This is a genomic window from Streptomyces sp. a15 (assembly GCF_059026085.1).
The window spans coordinates 39,993-55,442 of sequence record NZ_JBWLKM010000021.1 but is presented as its reverse complement, the minus strand read 5'-3'; the positions used below and the strand labels follow the sequence as shown (position 1 = coordinate 55,442).

General features: G+C 69.0%; 11 protein-coding genes and 1 tRNA gene. 2 read left to right on the top strand and 10 right to left on the bottom strand.

All coding sequences use genetic code 11. The annotated features are described in order from the left end of the window. Positions 1 to 62: 62 nt before the first annotated feature. Complete coding sequence (locus AC5P09_RS22480) at positions 63 to 2,366, top strand: protein kinase domain-containing protein (RefSeq protein ID WP_493875609.1); 2,304 nt, start codon at positions 63 to 65, stop codon at positions 2,364 to 2,366. A gap of 31 nt (positions 2,367 to 2,397) precedes the next feature. Here the strand turns inward: AC5P09_RS22480 and AC5P09_RS22475 are convergent, their stop codons facing one another. After that, positions 2,398 to 3,789, bottom strand: coding sequence for a hypothetical protein (locus AC5P09_RS22475; protein WP_493875608.1), 1,392 nt, complete (start codon positions 3,787 to 3,789; stop codon positions 2,398 to 2,400). 142 nt (positions 3,790 to 3,931) lie between these two features. After that, complete coding sequence (locus AC5P09_RS22470) at positions 3,932 to 4,060, bottom strand: DLW-39 family protein (protein WP_003999697.1); 129 nt, start codon at positions 4,058 to 4,060, stop codon at positions 3,932 to 3,934. 338 nt (positions 4,061 to 4,398) lie between these two features. Here AC5P09_RS22470 and AC5P09_RS22465 point away from each other — a divergent pair, with 338 nt between their 5' ends. Then, entirely contained in the window at positions 4,399 to 4,776 is a 378-nt protein-coding gene (locus tag AC5P09_RS22465; protein ID WP_493875607.1) for a DUF6344 domain-containing protein, read from the top strand. 261 nt (positions 4,777 to 5,037) lie between these two features. Here the strand turns inward: AC5P09_RS22465 and AC5P09_RS22460 are convergent. From AC5P09_RS22460 to dnaN, 8 genes are all read right to left on the bottom strand, one after another. After that, positions 5,038 to 5,114: transfer RNA gene (locus AC5P09_RS22460), tRNA-Ile, on the bottom strand. Positions 5,115 to 5,225: 111 nt separating this feature from the next. Then, positions 5,226 to 6,068 (bottom strand): DUF3566 domain-containing protein, encoded by an 843-nt coding sequence (locus AC5P09_RS22455; protein WP_493875606.1) that lies wholly within the window; start codon positions 6,066 to 6,068, stop codon positions 5,226 to 5,228. An 18-nt stretch (positions 6,069 to 6,086) separates the two neighbouring features. Then, positions 6,087 to 8,681: a DNA gyrase subunit A gene (gyrA, locus tag AC5P09_RS22450; RefSeq protein ID WP_493875605.1), complete on the bottom strand. Its 2,595-nt coding sequence runs from the start codon at positions 8,679 to 8,681 to the stop codon at positions 6,087 to 6,089. A gap of 42 nt (positions 8,682 to 8,723) precedes the next feature. Continuing rightward, a complete protein-coding gene (gene gyrB, locus AC5P09_RS22445; protein ID WP_493875604.1) occupies positions 8,724 to 10,793 on the bottom strand; it encodes a DNA topoisomerase (ATP-hydrolyzing) subunit B in 2,070 nt (689 codons plus the stop codon). Between the two features lie 406 nt (positions 10,794 to 11,199). After that, complete coding sequence (locus AC5P09_RS22440) at positions 11,200 to 11,736, bottom strand: DciA family protein (RefSeq protein WP_307676045.1); 537 nt, start codon at positions 11,734 to 11,736, stop codon at positions 11,200 to 11,202. After that, positions 11,733 to 12,854 carry a DNA replication/repair protein RecF gene (gene recF, locus AC5P09_RS22435; RefSeq protein ID WP_493875603.1) on the bottom strand — a complete coding sequence of 374 codons (1,122 nt, stop codon included), beginning with the start codon at positions 12,852 to 12,854 and terminating at the stop codon, positions 11,733 to 11,735. Before recF ends, AC5P09_RS22440 begins: the two co-directional genes overlap by 4 nt. A 92-nt stretch (positions 12,855 to 12,946) precedes the next feature. After that, a complete protein-coding gene (gene gnd / locus AC5P09_RS22430; protein WP_307676043.1) occupies positions 12,947 to 13,822 on the bottom strand; it encodes a phosphogluconate dehydrogenase (NAD(+)-dependent, decarboxylating) in 876 nt (291 codons plus the stop codon). A gap of 228 nt (positions 13,823 to 14,050) precedes the next feature. Beyond that, complete coding sequence (dnaN, locus tag AC5P09_RS22425; RefSeq protein WP_266436648.1) at positions 14,051 to 15,181, bottom strand: DNA polymerase III subunit beta; 1,131 nt, start codon at positions 15,179 to 15,181, stop codon at positions 14,051 to 14,053. Positions 15,182 to 15,450 lie beyond the last annotated feature (269 nt).

The window sequence follows — 15,450 nt, the reverse complement described above, 5'->3', positions numbered from 1 at the left end:
CATCACGGGGGAAGCAGGGAGAAGCAAGGGGGTAACCGAAGGGGGAGGGGCGACGCACAGCCATGGGTGAGGTCTTCGCCGGCCGGTACGAACTGGCCGACCCGATCGGACGCGGAGGAGTGGGCGCCGTCTGGCGCGCCTGGGACCACCGCCGCCGCCGGTATGTCGCCGCCAAGGTCCTGCAACAAAGCGACGCGCACGCGCTGTTGCGCTTCGTCCGTGAACAGGCGCTGCGGATCGACCACCCTCATGTGCTCGCGCCCGCCAGCTGGGCCGCCGACGACGACAAGGTCCTGTTCACCATGGACCTGGTCGCCGGCGGTTCGCTCGTCCACCTGATCGGCGACTACGGCCCTCTCCCACCCGCCTTTGTCTGCACCCTGCTCGACCAACTCCTGGCCGGCCTCGCCGCGGTGCACGCGGAAGGTGTCGTCCACCGCGACATCAAGCCCGCCAACGTGCTCCTCGAAGCCACCGGCATGGGCCGGCCCCGGCTACGCCTGTCCGACTTCGGCATCGCGATGCGGCTGGGCGAGCCGCGCCTGACGGAGACCAACCTCGTGGTGGGGACGCCCGGTTATCTCGCGCCCGAGCAGATGATGGGCGCCGAACCGGACTTCCCCGCCGACCTGTTCGCCGTGGGACTGACCGCGCTGTACCTCCTCCAGGGCGCCAAACCGGATGCCAAGGCCCTGATCCAGTACTTTGCCGCGCACGGCACCCCGAGTGCCCCCCAGGGCATTCCCGACCCGCTGTGGCAGGTCGTGGCCTCCCTCCTCCAGCCCGACCCGCACGCCCGCTTCCGCACGGCAACCGGTGCGCGCAAGGCACTCGCCCCGGCCGCCGAACTCCTTCCGGAACCCGGCCCCGACGACGAGACCATCGAAATCTTCGACCAACTCGGCCCTCTCCCCCCTGGCTTCGCCCCGACCGGCCCACTCAAGCGGGCACCCGGAGTGGAGACGGGTGCGACTTCCCGGTGGTCGGCCGAGGGGGCTTCTTCCCAGTCGACGGCAGGAGCTTTCCCGCCGGCAGAGGGGGCCTCCTCGCCGGCAGCGGACGCCCGGTCGGCGGTGGGGCCTGACGGGTCGGCACTGAGGTCCCGGTCGGCGGAGGGAGCCAAGGGAGCCGACGGGCCGGTGGAGGCGGCCTGGTCGGTGGAGGGGGCCACGGGGCAGGCAGAGGGAGCTGCCGCCAAGGCTGTGGACGAGCTCGGGCAGGTGGAGGAACCTGCCGAGGCGGTGGAAGTAGCCCGGTCGTTGGAGCAAGCTGCCCGGTCGGCAGAGGGCTCTCGGCGGGTGGAGGGAGCAGCCGCGCCGACGGCAGAGACCGCCGGGTCGGCGGGCGATGGCGTCTCCTCGACACGAGGGGAAGGTGCACATTTCCGTCCCGGAGAAGGTCCGCCCGCCCACCCAGAAGCCGCCGGCATCCCCTTCCGTCTCCGTCCAGAAGAAGGGCATGCTGCTTCCCTGCCGGGAGATGCGACCCCGGTATCCGGATCGGCCGACGCGGCCTCGGTCGCACGGCATGGCAACGGCCCCAGGGCAGCCCACACCGGTACGGACTCCTCCTTGCCCACCTCCGGCACGGATTCCCTCACGCCCACCTCCGGCACGGATTCCCTCGCGCCCACGCCGGGCACGGGCCCCATGGCCGTCCAAGCCGACTCGGGCCACGTACCCGATACCCCCGTTACAGGCACCGCGCCCCCGCCCGAGCCGAGCGCGGCCAATCCAGTCGGCCAGGGCGTGGAGTCCGTATCCCCCGATGGTCGGCAAGGCGTCGGATCGATATCGCCCCCGGCCGGCGCGACGCCGTTGCCGCCCACTCACGCCCCTACGCCGCCTACCGTCCGCCCGCGACCGTCCGCCCGCACGCAACAGCCCTCGATGTCGGACACCGGCAGCTTCCTCCTGCCGCCCCCGCAGACCACCGCTGCCCCGTCCTCCCCCCAGACACCCACCCCACAGCAGCACCACTGGCAACCAAAACCACAGCCACAGCCACAGCCACAGCCACAGCCACACGCTCAACCCCACCCGGCTCCCCCGGCCCCGCCCTTCCACGTCTCCCCCCACGACCCCACCCAGGTCCTCTCCTCCTCCCCACCCAACGCCGCCGCCCCCCACTACTCCCCTCACACCCCCACAGCAGCCGCCCCGCACCATCGCGCTGAACCCTCTACTGCTTCGTACACCGCTCAGAGCCCGCAGGTTCCACCTCCCGAGCAGGCGATTTCACAGCCGCGCCACCGAGCAGCCCGCTCCGCACGCCGCGGCGGCCCGCCCGCCAAGGTGGCGGTCTCGCTTCTGTTGCTCGCGCTGACCTGCTATGCCGTGGGTTTCTGGGCGCTGACCCAAATCTGAGCAACTCGGCCCTACGCCGAGCCGTCAAGCATCACCGGCCGGCGGCACCGCGCGTCCTCACCGGCTCCCGCCGTCGCCCCAGCCCCATCCACACCCCAAGTACCGCCAGCACCACGGTTCCCCCGCCGAGACCTCCCGCGGCGATCATCTTCATCAAGGCATTCCCGCCCGCCGCAGACGCCGCCCCGCCCTCCGATGCCGCCGTCTCCCGTCGCCCCTGTGCCGTGACCTGGAAGATGTCCCGCGGCTCGGACTGCCCCGCGTACGCGGGACCGGCCTCCGCGCCGTGCGCGACCCGCACGCGCAGGGTCAGGTCGAAGGGACCGTCGCCGAAGTCGTCGGCCGTCTGGGCGGCGAGATGGACGACGAGGTAGTACGAACCGGCGAACCTCATGCCGCTGACGTGGTCGGCCACGTCAAACCGGTTGGCGTACGCGACCGGCGGAAGCGGTCGAAGCGTCGCCGACCGCTGGCTGCCGTCGTAGCCGACCCCGTCGTAGTCGACGTGGGCACGCACGGGGTTGTAGAGGGACAGGGTCAGCGCACTGGGCACGAAGCCCGCGTCGCTGCTCGCGCTGCCCAGTTCGGCGGTGGCGTAGAGCTGCTGCCCCCAGTCCACGGGCACCTCGTAGAAGCGCGTCTGCCCGGGCCGGACGTCGTCCTGCCAGACTCCCTCGCCCAGGGACGTCGCCGCTCCGAATCCCGCACCGCCCTCGCGGCGCTCCGGTTCGCCGCTGGGGGGCGCGGGTGAGGCCGAGTCCCAGACCTCGGGCGCGCTCGTCGCACCGGCCTGCGCGAGTCCGGGCTCCGACACGGGGTCGAGCTCCAGATCCCACTCGCCGAGCAACGAAGGGGAGACATCAGCAGTCCTCCGGACACGCTCGACGACCACGTAAAAGGTGCCGGCTCCCTTGCATATGGACCCACTGCGCGTGGCCTCGCGCTCCCCCATCGCCGTGACGGGGTGGGCGCTCCGGCCGGCCCCGATGCTGACCGTGTCGACGGAGCAGGTGTGGCTGTCGGCGTCCTGGAGCGACACCTTGACGCCGTCGCCGGCGGAAACCGTGGCGCCGGGGGGAGGGACGGCCGTGACGGAGACGTACGCGTTCGACGTGGCGTCGAGTTCGAGGCGGTAGTAGCGCTCGCCGGTGGCGGGGAGTGAACTGCGGTACGTCGTGCCGGGTGCCAGGCTTTCGGCTTCGGCGGTGCTCGTGGCGCCCTGGACCGACCGGGCGTCCTCGTCAAAGGCGTACGAGCCCGGAGCTCCGGCCGCCACCGCGGGCGACCCGCCCGGTACCGCCGCCGCCATCCCCAGCACCACACCCACGGCGGCCACCCGCACCACGGGCCCACGACCACGCCGTGCCGCCGCCCGCCACCACGCCGTACGCCGCCCCATCACGCGCCACCCCTCGTCGTACACCGGACCGGGACCGTGGCCCATCCTGCCCCGCAACGCCGCATGACATCCGCGCAATCCGTACGAGCGTCCGAAACACCCGACTCGCAACACAAAACCCCGACCGCGAGGCGGCCGGGGTCTGTTCAGAATCCGTTGTCGGTACTCAGGAACCCGTGGGCACGGAGTCAGTCGCCTCCGTCCACAGATCCTGCTCGGCGCGATCCGCCTGGATCTGGCGGTACACGAGGAGCCCGCCGATGGCGGCCAGTGCGACCAGGAGAAGCTTCTTCACCGCGCGACCTCGTCTTTCCTTGACGTAGGGGACTTCTGGCGCCCGACTATACACACCGACCGAGACCGATCGGTGACCTACGTCGGGCCCTCAACTCCCGTCCGGAACACAGAAAAAGAAGCGGACGGAGACGCTCCGATCAGAGGGTGATCACACCCTCACGAACGGCTACTTTGACCACTCTTCTCCCGCATCCTCTCCTTTTCGCCACCCTTGCACCCATCCGGGTGGTGTTCATCGGAAGATCGACGCGCCACGGGCGTCGGTCCACCACTTCGCGACCCTCATACACATGATGAGGAAAGTACGCAAATCGCCCAACCCGAAAGTGAGGGGCCATGGCCCAGAACAAGGTCATGAAGCTGTGGACCGCCATCGTCACCGCCTTCCTGGCGCTGTGCACGACGCTCGGCCTGATCACGACGACCGCCGCCGCGGCCGTACCGCAGACCGGGACGCCCCGCAACAGCACCGCACACACGACGACACCGGCGACGCCCCTCTGGTGCCGGTCCTCGACCAGGGACCTGCCCCCCACGATGAAACAGCGCATCCGCGCCGAGGCCCACGGCAAGACCCCCAGCTGCCGCCACCGCCCGTCGACGGACGCGGACACGGAAGCAGGTGCGGGTACGGGTACGGAGTCGAGCACCGAGTCGAGCACGGACACAGACCCTGACCCAGCGCGCGACCTCTCGACACCTCTCCTGCGCTGACCGCACGCACCGACCGCACGGCACACTGACGTAAAGGCGAACTTGCGTACGCCCGGCAAGCACATCGAGCCCCGACCACACCCGGTCGGGGCTCGACTGCGTGCCACGACATGGCGTCGGCACTCTGCTGAGACCACGAAGGACCGACACCTGTGACAGCGCAAAGCACCGACAGCACAGACAGTCGATCCAACAGTCGAACCAGCCGTTGGCCCGACGAACGAAAGACCCCCAACCGTGACCGGTTGGGGGTCTTCTCGATGGTGGGGCTAACAGGATTTGAACCTGTGGCCTCATCCTTATCAGGGATGCGCTCTAACCAACTGAGCTATAGCCCCGCCGCGCTCTGCGGTGTGTGTCCCGCGCGCTGACTCCTGAAGATTAGCGCACGACGTGGGCAGTCCCAAAATCGATAACCGGAGACCGTCAGCAGGCGGGAAACGGCACGCTCACTCGTCCTCCGCCAGCGTCAGCTCGACGCCGCCGACGAAGCCCGCGGAGAGGTTGTAGATGAACGCGCCGAGGGTCGCGAGGGCGGTCGCGAGGACGACGTCGATGACCGCGATGATCGTCGTGAACATCAGGACGTTCGGGAGGGACAGGAACGACTGGAGGTCGAAGCCGTTCGACTCGTTCGAGCCGGTGGCCTCCGAGATCGTGCCGCCGACCGTCGAGAAGACGCCCATCGCGTCCATGACCATCCACAGCACGGCGGCCGCGACGATCGTGCAGATGCCCAGCGCGATGGAGAGCAGGAAACTGACCTTCATCACGGACCACGGATCCGCCTTGGCCACCCTCAGACGTGCCTTGCGGGTGCGGGGCACGGTGCGCGCGCCGGTGCGGGGGCGGCGTACGGCACCCGCCGGGGCGGCCTGCGCGGGGTAGGCCTGCGGCGGGTGGTAGGGCCCGGCGGGCTGCTGCGGCTGCCGCTCCCCGGGCAGCGGGGAGGTCGCCTCGGGCGGCGTCGGCGGGACCGGCTGCTGCGGCTGAGGCTGGGCGCCCGGAGCGGCCGTGGCCTGGCCCGCGCCGGTGGCGGGCCGCTGGGCCTGCGGACCTCGGGTGTCCGTCACAGTTCCCCCCTGGGATCCATGCGTGTCGGGCGAGGGCGACTCGGTCGCTGGGGACTTGATCGCCTGGAGGTTGGTCGTATGCGGGTCGTTCACGCGCCCGTCCGTGGTGTGCGAGTTTGTCGAGTTCGCGGCGGAGCCACGGCCGCCGCCGTCCGTTTCCTTACCGGAAGAGGTACCGCTGGAGGTACCGACCGAACCGGCGCCCGTGGCTCCGCTCACGATGACTCACTCCTCGTGCTACTCGGGCGAGGGCACCTCACCCTCGTCCGTGCCGGTGGTCGCGGCACCTTCGGCGGTCTCGTCGACGGCCACGTCGCCGTCGACCTCCTCCGCCTCGCGTCCCGCCTCGGCGTTACGTGCGATGCCGACCACGGCATCGCGCTTGCCCAGGTTGATCAGTTGGACGCCCATGGTGTCACGGCCCGTCTCCCTGACTCCGCTGACCCGCGTACGAATCACACCGCCCGACAGTGTGATGGCGAGGATCTCATCGGTCTCCTCGACCACCAGCGCACCGACGAGCGATCCACGGTCCTCGACGATCTTGGCAGCCTTGATGCCGAGGCCGCCGCGACCCTGGACGCGGTACTCGTCGACGGCGGTCCGCTTCGCGTACCCACCGTCCGTAGCAGTGAACACGAACGTACCGGGTCGAACAACATTCATCGAGAGCAGCTGGTCGCCCTCGCGGAAGCTCATGCCCTTGACGCCCGAGGTGGCACGGCCCATGGGACGCAGAGCTTCGTCCGTGGCGGTGAACCTGATCGATTGGGCCTTCTTGCTGATCAGAAGCAGATCGTCCTCGGCCGAAACGAGTTCTGCTCCGATCAGTTCGTCGTCCGAACCGTCGTCCGTCTCCCGAAGGTTGATCGCGATGACGCCACCGGCACGCGGCGAATCGTAATCCTTCAGAGGCGTCTTCTTGACCAGACCGCCCTTCGTGGCGAGCACCAGGTACGGCGCCACGTCGTAGGTGCGGATCGCGAGGATCTCGGCGATCGCCTCGTCCGGCTGAAAGGCCAGCAGGTTGGCGACGTGCTGTCCACGCGCGTCACGTCCGGCATCGGGAAGCTCGTACGCCTTCGCCCGGTAGACACGGCCCTTGTTGGTGAAGAACAGCAGCCAGTGGTGCGTGGTGGAGACGAAGAAGTGGTCGACGATGTCGTCTTCCTTGAGCTTCGCTCCGCGCACGCCCTTGCCGCCGCGCTTCTGGGCGCGGTAGTCGTCGGTCTTGGTGCGCTTGACGTAGCCGCCGCGGGTGACCGTGACGACGATGTCCTCCTCGGCGATCAGGTCCTCCATGGACATGTCGCCGTCGTAGGGCACCAGCATGGTCTTGCGGTCGTCGCCGTACTTCTCGACGATCGCGGCGAGTTCCTCGCTGACGATGCCGCGCTGGCGGACCGGGGAGGCGAGGATCTCGTTGTAGAGCCTGATCTTCGCCTGGAGTTCGTCGTGCTCCTGGACGATCTTCTGGCGCTCCAGGGCGGCCAGTCGCCGCAGCTGCATCTCCAGGATCGCGTTCGCCTGGATCTCGTCGATCTCCAGGAGCTGCATCAGGCCCGTGCGCGCGATGTCGACGGTGTCGCTGCGCCGGATCAGCGCGATGACCTCGTCGATGGCGTCCAGGGCCTTCAGCAGGCCGCGCAGGATGTGCGCCCGCTCCTCGGCCTTGCGCAGGCGGAACTTCGTACGCCGGACGATGACCTCGATCTGGTGCGTCACCCAGTGGCGGATGAACGCGTCGAGCGAGAGCGTGCGCGGGACGCCGTCCACCAGCGCCAGCATGTTGGCGCCGAAGTTCGTCTGCAGGTCGGTGTGCTTGTAGAGGTTGTTCAGTACGACCTTGGCGACCGCGTCCCTCTTCAGGACGACGACCAGACGCTGACCGGTACGCGAGGACGTCTCGTCCCGGACGTCCGCGATGCCGCCGATCTTGCTGTCCTTCACCAGGTCGGCGATCTTCTGCGCGAGGTTGTCCGGGTTCACCTGGTACGGCAGCTCGGTGACCACCAGGCACTGGCGGTTCTGGATCTCCTCGACCTCGACGACCGCCCGCATGGTGATCGAGCCGCGGCCCGTGCGGTACGCCTCCTCGATGCCCTTGCGGCCCACCACGAGGGCGCCGGTCGGGAAGTCGGGGCCCTTGATGCGCTCCATGAGCGCGTCCAGCAGCTCCTCGTGCGAGGCCTCGGAGTTCTCCAGGTACCACTGGGCGCCGGCCGCGACCTCGCGCAGGTTGTGCGGCGGGATGTTGGTCGCCATACCGACCGCGATACCGGCCGAACCGTTGATCAGCAGGTTCGGGAAGCGGGCCGGCAGGACGGTCGGCTCCTGGGAGCGGCCGTCGTAGTTGTCCGTGAAGTCGACGGTCTCCTCGTCGATGTCACGGACCATCTCCATGGACAGCGGCGCCATCTTGCACTCGGTGTAGCGCATGGCCGCCGCCGGGTCGTTGCCCGGAGAGCCGAAGTTGCCGTTGGAGTCCACCAGCGGCATCCGCATCGACCACGACTGCGCGAGGCGGACCAGCGCGTCGTAGATCGAGGAGTCGCCGTGCGGGTGGTAGTTGCCCATGACGTCGCCGACGACACGCGCGCACTTGTAGAAGCCGCGCTCGGGGCGGTAGCCGCCGTCGTACATGGCGTACAGGACGCGGCGGTGGACGGGCTTGAGGCCGTCCCGGACGTCGGGCAGCGCACGCGAGACGATGACGGACATCGCGTAGTCGAGGTACGAGCGCTGCATCTCCGTCTCGAGCCCGACGGGCTCGACACGCTGGGCGATCTCGCCGCCCGCTTCGGGCGTGAGGGGGGTGATGTCGTCGGCCATTGCTGGTGAAGATCCTTTCTGCTGCGGTCAGCTGAGACCGACTCAGATGTCGAGGAAGCGGACATCCTTGGCGTTGCGCTGGATGAACTGGCGGCGCGCCTCGACGTCCTCGCCCATGAGGACCGAGAACAGGTCGTCGGCCTGGGCGGCGTCGTCGAGGGTGACCTGGCCCAGGACGCGGTGTTCCTGGTCCATCGTCGTGATGCGCAGTTCCTCGGCGTTCATCTCGCCGAGACCCTTGAAGCGCTGGATCGAGTCCTCGCGGATGCGCTTGCCGCGCTGGCGGCCCATCTCGATCAGCGCGTCGCGCTCGCGGTCCGAGTAGGCGTACTCGATGTCGTCCCGGCCCCACTTGATCTTGTACAGCGGGGGACGGGAGAGGTACACGTGCCCGGCCTCGACCAGCGGCCGCATGAAGCGGAACAGGAAGGTGAGCAGCAGGGTGCTGATGTGCTGGCCGTCCACGTCGGCGTCCGCCATCAGGATGATCTTGTGATAGCGCAGCTTCTCGATGTCGAAGTCCTCGTGGACTCCGGTGCCGAAGGCCGAGATCAGCGCCTGGATCTCCTGGTTCTGCAGGATCTTGTCGATCCTGGCCTTCTCGACGTTCAGGATCTTGCCGCGGATCGGGAGGATCGCCTGGTACTCCGGGTTGCGGCCGGACTTGGCCGAGCCGCCGGCGGAGTCACCCTCGACGATGAAGATCTCGCACTTGATGGGGTCGTTCGACTGGCAGTCGGAGAGCTTGCCCGGCAGGGACGCCGTCTCCAGGAGGCCCTTGCGGCGGGTCAGGTCGCGCGCCTTGCGCGCCGCCACGCGCGCGGTGGCCGCCTGGATGCCCTTGCGGACGATGTCCGCCGCCTCGACCGGGTTGCGGTCCAGCCAGTCGTTCAGGTGCTCGTAGACCGCCTTCTGAACGAAGGTCTTGGCCTCCGTGTTGCCCAGCTTGGTCTTGGTCTGGCCCTCGAACTGCGGCTCGCTGAGCTTCACCGAGATGATCGCCGTCAGACCCTCGCGGATGTCGTCACCCGTGAGGTTGTCGTCCTTCTCGCGCAGCAGCTTCTTGTCGCGCGCGTACTTGTTGATCAGGTTGGTGAGCGCCGAGCGGAAGCCCTCTTCGTGGGTACCGCCCTCATGCGTGTGGATGATGTTCGCGAAGGAGTACACGCCCTCGCTGTAACCGCTGTTCCACTGCATGGCGACTTCGAGGGAGAGGCTCTTGTCCTTGTCCTCGGCCTCGAGGTCGATCACCGTCGGGTGCACCGCCTCTCCCTTGCGGGAGTTGAGGTACTTCACGAAGTCGACGATGCCGCCCTCGTAGTGGTACGTGACGGTCTTGACCTCGGCCGTCTCGTCCGCGCCCGCCTCGTCCGCCCCGGAGGTGGCCTTCGCCGACTCCCGCTCATCAGTGAGCTTGAGCGTCAGGCCCTTGTTGAGGAACGCCATCTCCTGGAAGCGCCGCGAGAGCGTCTCGAAGGAGTACTCCGTGGTCTCGAAGATGTCGGCGTCGGCCCAGAAGGTGACCGACGTGCCGGTCTCGTCCGTGGCCTCGTGCTTGACCAACGGCGCCGTGGGGACGCCCATCTTGTAGTCCTGCGTGTGGCGGTACCCGTCGGTCTTGACCTCGACGGCGACCTTCGACGACAGGGCGTTCACGACGGAGACGCCCACGCCGTGCAGACCGCCGGAGACCGCGTAGCCGCCGCCGCCGAACTTGCCGCCCGCGTGCAGGACCGTCAGCACGACCTCGACGGCCGGCTTGCCCTCGGAGGCCACGATGCCCACCGGGATGCCACGGCCGTTGTCGACGACGCGAACACCGCCGTCGGCCAGGATCGTCACGTCGATGGTGTCCGCGTGGCCGGCCAGCGCCTCGTCGACGGAGTTGTCGACGACCTCTTGCACAAGGTGGTGAAGTCCGCGCTCACCGGTCGAGCCGATGTACATACCGGGTCGCTTGCGGACCGCGTCCAAACCCTCGAGGACGGTGATGGCGCTGGCGTCGTACGCCGTGGCTGAGGCCTCGGCGCTTCCGGCCGGAGCCTCGGTGGACGGGATGTTCTCGTTGGGGTTGCCGGAATCGGCCACGAAGCGCCCTTTCTGGCACAGCACGAGCCGGGCTCGTCGGCGGGTTGCCGGAGCGGCTGCGGCATGTTGCGTTGGTAAGCCTTGTTCAGCGTTGCTCAGCTTTTCCCGGGCGGTCCCCACGATTGGGGCGGGATTAGCTTCCAGTCTACCGGTAGCGCCGACAGTGATGGGGGTTTGCCGGTACCTGAGTCCGCATGTGCCGCCCTCAACCGGCGTCTTCCGGGTCCCCATATACGGAACGGGGCTCAAGGAGGCTCACGGAGGCACTCAGCGCTTCGGGCTGTCAACCCTCGGCTACTTGGGAGTCAGGTCGGTATTCGCCACCGCGTGCGGTGACCCGACGGGATCGTCCGGGACCTGTGGTTGTGACGTCAGTCACCCTTTGATACGGCTCGCACGTGGGCGCAGCCGGTCACCCCGGGCGCGCCCGTCACCCGTAGGTGTCGCCGGGTCCCGTGCTGCCGGGGGCGCGCAGCGGGCCGTAGCGGCGGGGAGGACCGCCGGGGCCCTGCACCTTGATCAGCGTCACCGTGCCGTGGCCCAGGTCCTCGTTCAGGCGTGCGATCAGCTGCGGAGCGAGCAGGCGCAGGTTCGTCGCCCAGGCCGTGGAGTCGCAGCGCACGACCAGGACCCGCTCGTCCTCGTCGTACTTCTCCGGCTCACAGTGCTTGGCCAGGTCCTCGCCGACGATCTGCGGCCAGCGGCCCATCACTCCGCCCACCGCGGCCGGCGCCTCCCAGCCGCGCTCGGTGATCAGCCGGTTGATCGCGGCGCCCAGCGCCATGGGGTCGCGTCCGTCGGCGCGCGCGCCGGAGCGCAGGCCGCCGCGACGCGCCTGCTTCTTCTGCTGCACCGCGTCCCCACGCGCGCGTGCCTGCTCTTTGGCGGCCCTGAGCGCCACGCGCGCGAGGTCGACGCCGGAGGGTTCTGGCTTCTTTTCGGGGGCCGGTCCGTCTTCGGTGCTCATACGCGCTCCACCGTCCCGTCCGCCACGGTGAACCGTGTACCCGCCAGCACGTGCGGTACGTCGTCGTCGACCGCGGCCGTCACCAGGACCTGCTCGCCCGGCGCGACCAACTCGGCCAGGCGCTCGCGGCGACGGGTGTCCAACTCGGCGAAGACGTCGTCCAGAACGAGCACCGGTTCGTTGCCCTCCGCCCTGAGGAGGTCGTACGACGCCAGACGCAAGGCCAGCGCGTACGACCACGACTCGCCGTGCGAGGCATAGCCCTTGGCGGGCATCTGGCCGAGCTTGAGCAGCAGTTCGTCCCGGTGCGGTCCGACGAGCGTGACACCCCGCTCGATCTCCTGCTTGCGGGCCTCGGCCAGCGCGGCCATGACCTGCTCGTAGAGGTCCTCCCGCGTGTGTGCCTCGCCCGGCGCGGACGGCTTGTACTCCATGGCGACCGGGCCGCCGCCGGGCGCCAGCTGCTCGTACGCCTTGTCGGCCAGCGGCTGGATCGCCGCGATCAGGTCGAGCCGCTGGGCGAGCAGCTCGGCACCCACGCGCGCGAGATGCTGGTCCCAGACGTCGAGGGTGGACAGGTCCATGGAACGGCCGCCGTGCCGACGGGCGAGCGCGGCCGACTTCAGCAGCGTGTTGCGCTGCCTGAGGACGCGTTCGTAGTCGGAACGAACGCCGGCCATCCGCGGAGAGCGCGCCGTGATCAGCTCGTCGAGGAAGCGGCGCCGCTCGCCGGGATCACCCTTGACCAGCGCGAGATCCTCGGGCGCGAACAGCACAGTCCGTACGATCCCCAGCACGTCACGCGGTCTGACCTGCGAGGACCTGTTGATGCGGGCCCGGTTGGCCCGGCCGGGGTTCAGCTCCAGCTCGACCAGCTGCTGGCGCTCGCCCTGTCTGACCTGGGCCCGGATGACCGCGCGGTCGGCGCCCATGCGAACCAGGGGGGCGTCCGAGGAGACGCGGTGGCTGCCGAGGGTGGCGAGGTAGCCGATCGCCTCGACCAGATTCGTCTTGCCCTGCCCGTTCGGGCCGACGAACGCGGTGACGCCCGGGTCGAGCGGAACTTCGACCCGGGCGTACGAGCGGAAGTCGGCCAGCGACAGATGCGTGACGTGCATGGTCGTGCGCGACCTCCCCCAGCTCGTGGGCTGCAGCTTGTGGACCGCAGCTTGTTAACCGCAGCTTGTGGACCGCTGTGCGGCCCTGTGGATTACTTCTTCTCGACCGCGTGGCCGCCGAACTGGTTCCGCAGCGCGGCGACCATCTTCATCTGCGGCGAGTCCTCCTGGCGCGACGCGAACCGCGCGAAGAGGGAGGCCGTGATCGCGGGCAGCGGCACGGCGTTGTCGATGGCGGCTTCCACAGTCCAGCGTCCCTCGCCGGAGTCCTGTGCAAAACCCTTCAGCCTGTCCAGGTGCTCGTCCTCGTCGAGGGCGTTCACCGCGAGGTCGAGCAGCCAGGAGCGGATGACCGTGCCCTCCTGCCAGGAGCGGAAGACCTCCCGGACATCGGTCACGGAGTCGACCTTCTCCAGGAGCTCCCAGCCCTCGGCATAAGCCTGCATCATCGCGTACTCGATGCCGTTGTGGACCATCTTCGCGAAGTGGCCCGCGCCGACCTTGCCGGCGTGCACCGAGCCGGCGTCACCCTCCGGCTTGAGGGCGTCGAAGATCGGCTGCACCTTGGCGACGTTCTCCGCGTCGCCGCCGTACATCAGCGCGTAGCCGTTCTCCAGGCCCCAGACGCCGCCGGAGACTCCGCAGTCGACGAAGCCGATGCCCTTGGCCGCCAGCTCCTCCGCATGCTTCTCGTCGTCGGTCCAGCGGGAGTTCCCGCCGTCCACGACGACGTCCCCGGGCTCCAGCAAGTCGGCGAGTTCGTCGACGGTCGCCTGGGTCGGGGCACCGGCCGGAACCATCACCCAGACCACACGCGGGCCCTTGAGCTTGCCCACAAGCTCAGCGAGGCTGTGGACGTCGGCGAGATCCGGGTTGCGGTCGTATCCGATGACGGTGTGGCCTGCGCGGCGGATCCGCTCGCGCATGTTGCCGCCCATCTTGCCGAGGCCGACGAGACCGAGCTCCATCAGTGTTCCTTAGGTGTGCGACGTGGCGTTACGGCACTTCCGTACCTGCGTCCGAGCCTAAACCCGGACGCTCGCGCACATCTGTGGGCATACGCGCTCAGACGTAGGCCCCGACCTGCGAGTTCTCCGACGGATCCGGTCAGCCGCTCAGCCGCACCGGCATACTGCGATCTTGTGGGGGACGACCCCCAGCAGAGACGTCCGGCGAAGTGGCCGGGTTCACATCGCTCAGCCGCTCAGCCGCACCGGCATGATCAGGTACTTGTAGGCCTCGTCCGCCTCGGCGTCCAGGGCCGGCTTGCCGCTGAGCAGGGCCGGCTTCGTGGACGTCGTGAAGGACAGCTGGGCCACCGGGGAGTCGATGGCGCTCAGGCCGTCCAGCAGGAATGTCGGGTTGAAGGCGATCGAGACGTCGTCGCCCTCCAGCTGGGCGTCGACCCGCTCCACAGCCTGTGCGTCGTCGCTGGACCCCGCCTCCAGGATCAGCACGCCCTGCTCGAAGCTGAGCCGCACCGGGGTGTTGCGCTCGGCGACCAGGGCCACACGCTTGACGGCCTCCACGAAGGGGGCGGTCTCGATGACGGCCACGGAGTTGAACTCCGTCGGGAACAGCGAGCGGTACTTCGGGAGGTCGCCTTCCAGCAGACGCGTCGTCGTACGACGGCCGGCGCCCTCGAAACCGATCAGGCCCTCGCCCGACCCACCGCCGGACAGCGCCAGGATGACGCTGTCGCCGCTCGTGAGGGCCTTGGCGGTGTCCAGGAGCGTCTTGGCGGGCACCAGCGCCACCGCGGACGCCTCGGGGTTCTCCGGCTTCCACAGGAACTCGCGGACCGCGAAGCGGTAGCGGTCGGTGGACGCCAGCGTGACCGTGTCGCCCTCGATCTCGATGCGTACACCGGTGAGGACGGGCAGCGTGTCGTCACGGCCGGCGGCGATGGCGACCTGGGCGGCGGCCGCGGCGAAGACCTCGCCGGGAACGGTGCCCGTCGCGTTCGGCATCTGCGGCAGGGCCGGGTACTCCTCCACAGGCAGTGTGTGGAGTGTGAAGCGTGAGGAGCCGCAGACCACCGTCGCCCGTACACCGTCTGTGGAAATCTCCACCGGCCGGTTGGGGAGGGCGCGCGAGATGTCGGCAAGGAGGCGGCCGGAGACCAGCACCGTGCCCTCCTCGTCGACCTCCGCCTCCACGGACACCCGTGCCGAGACCTCGTAGTCGAAGCTGGACAGGCTCAGCTGGCCGTCCTCGGCCTTCAGGAGAAGGCCGGCGAGGACAGGCGCCGGCGGACGGGCCGGGAGGCTGCGTGCCGCCCAGGCCACTGCCTCCGCGAGTACGTCGCGTTCCACCCGGATCTTCACCGTTGCCGCCTCCTGCTGTTGCCGGCGCTTCTCGCCCTGCCTGGCTTCGTCGTCTGTCGCGGTGTCGTCGATCCCTGTCAGGGGAAGGACACCGGGGACCAGTCTGACGCACAGCACTGACAGTCGGTGCCTCTCGGGGTCAAGTCGTGACGAGGGGCAGTCGGGAGCCGGACAGCGAGTTGTGCACAGGGCCCGCTTCGAAACGGATTCCCAGCTCTCTCTAGTTGGGAGTAGTAGTAGGGCCTGTGGATACCGTGGATAACCCCGTT

Bases quoted from the DNA above. Each gene is read 5' to 3' on its own strand.
- AC5P09_RS22480 (WP_493875609.1), top strand. From the start codon at position 63: ATGGGTGAGGTCTTCGCCGGCCGGTACGAACTGGCCGACCCGATCGGA.
- AC5P09_RS22465 (WP_493875607.1), top strand. From the start codon at position 4,399: ATGGCCCAGAACAAGGTCATGAAGCTGTGGACCGCCATCGTCACCGCC.
- gyrA (WP_493875605.1), bottom strand. From the start codon at position 8,681: ATGGCCGACGACATCACCCCCCTCACGCCCGAAGCGGGCGGCGAGATC.
- AC5P09_RS22440 (WP_307676045.1), bottom strand. From the start codon at position 11,736: ATGAGCACCGAAGACGGACCGGCCCCCGAAAAGAAGCCAGAACCCTCC.
- recF (WP_493875603.1), bottom strand. From the start codon at position 12,854: ATGCACGTCACGCATCTGTCGCTGGCCGACTTCCGCTCGTACGCCCGG.
- gnd (WP_307676043.1), bottom strand. From the start codon at position 13,822: ATGGAGCTCGGTCTCGTCGGCCTCGGCAAGATGGGCGGCAACATGCGC.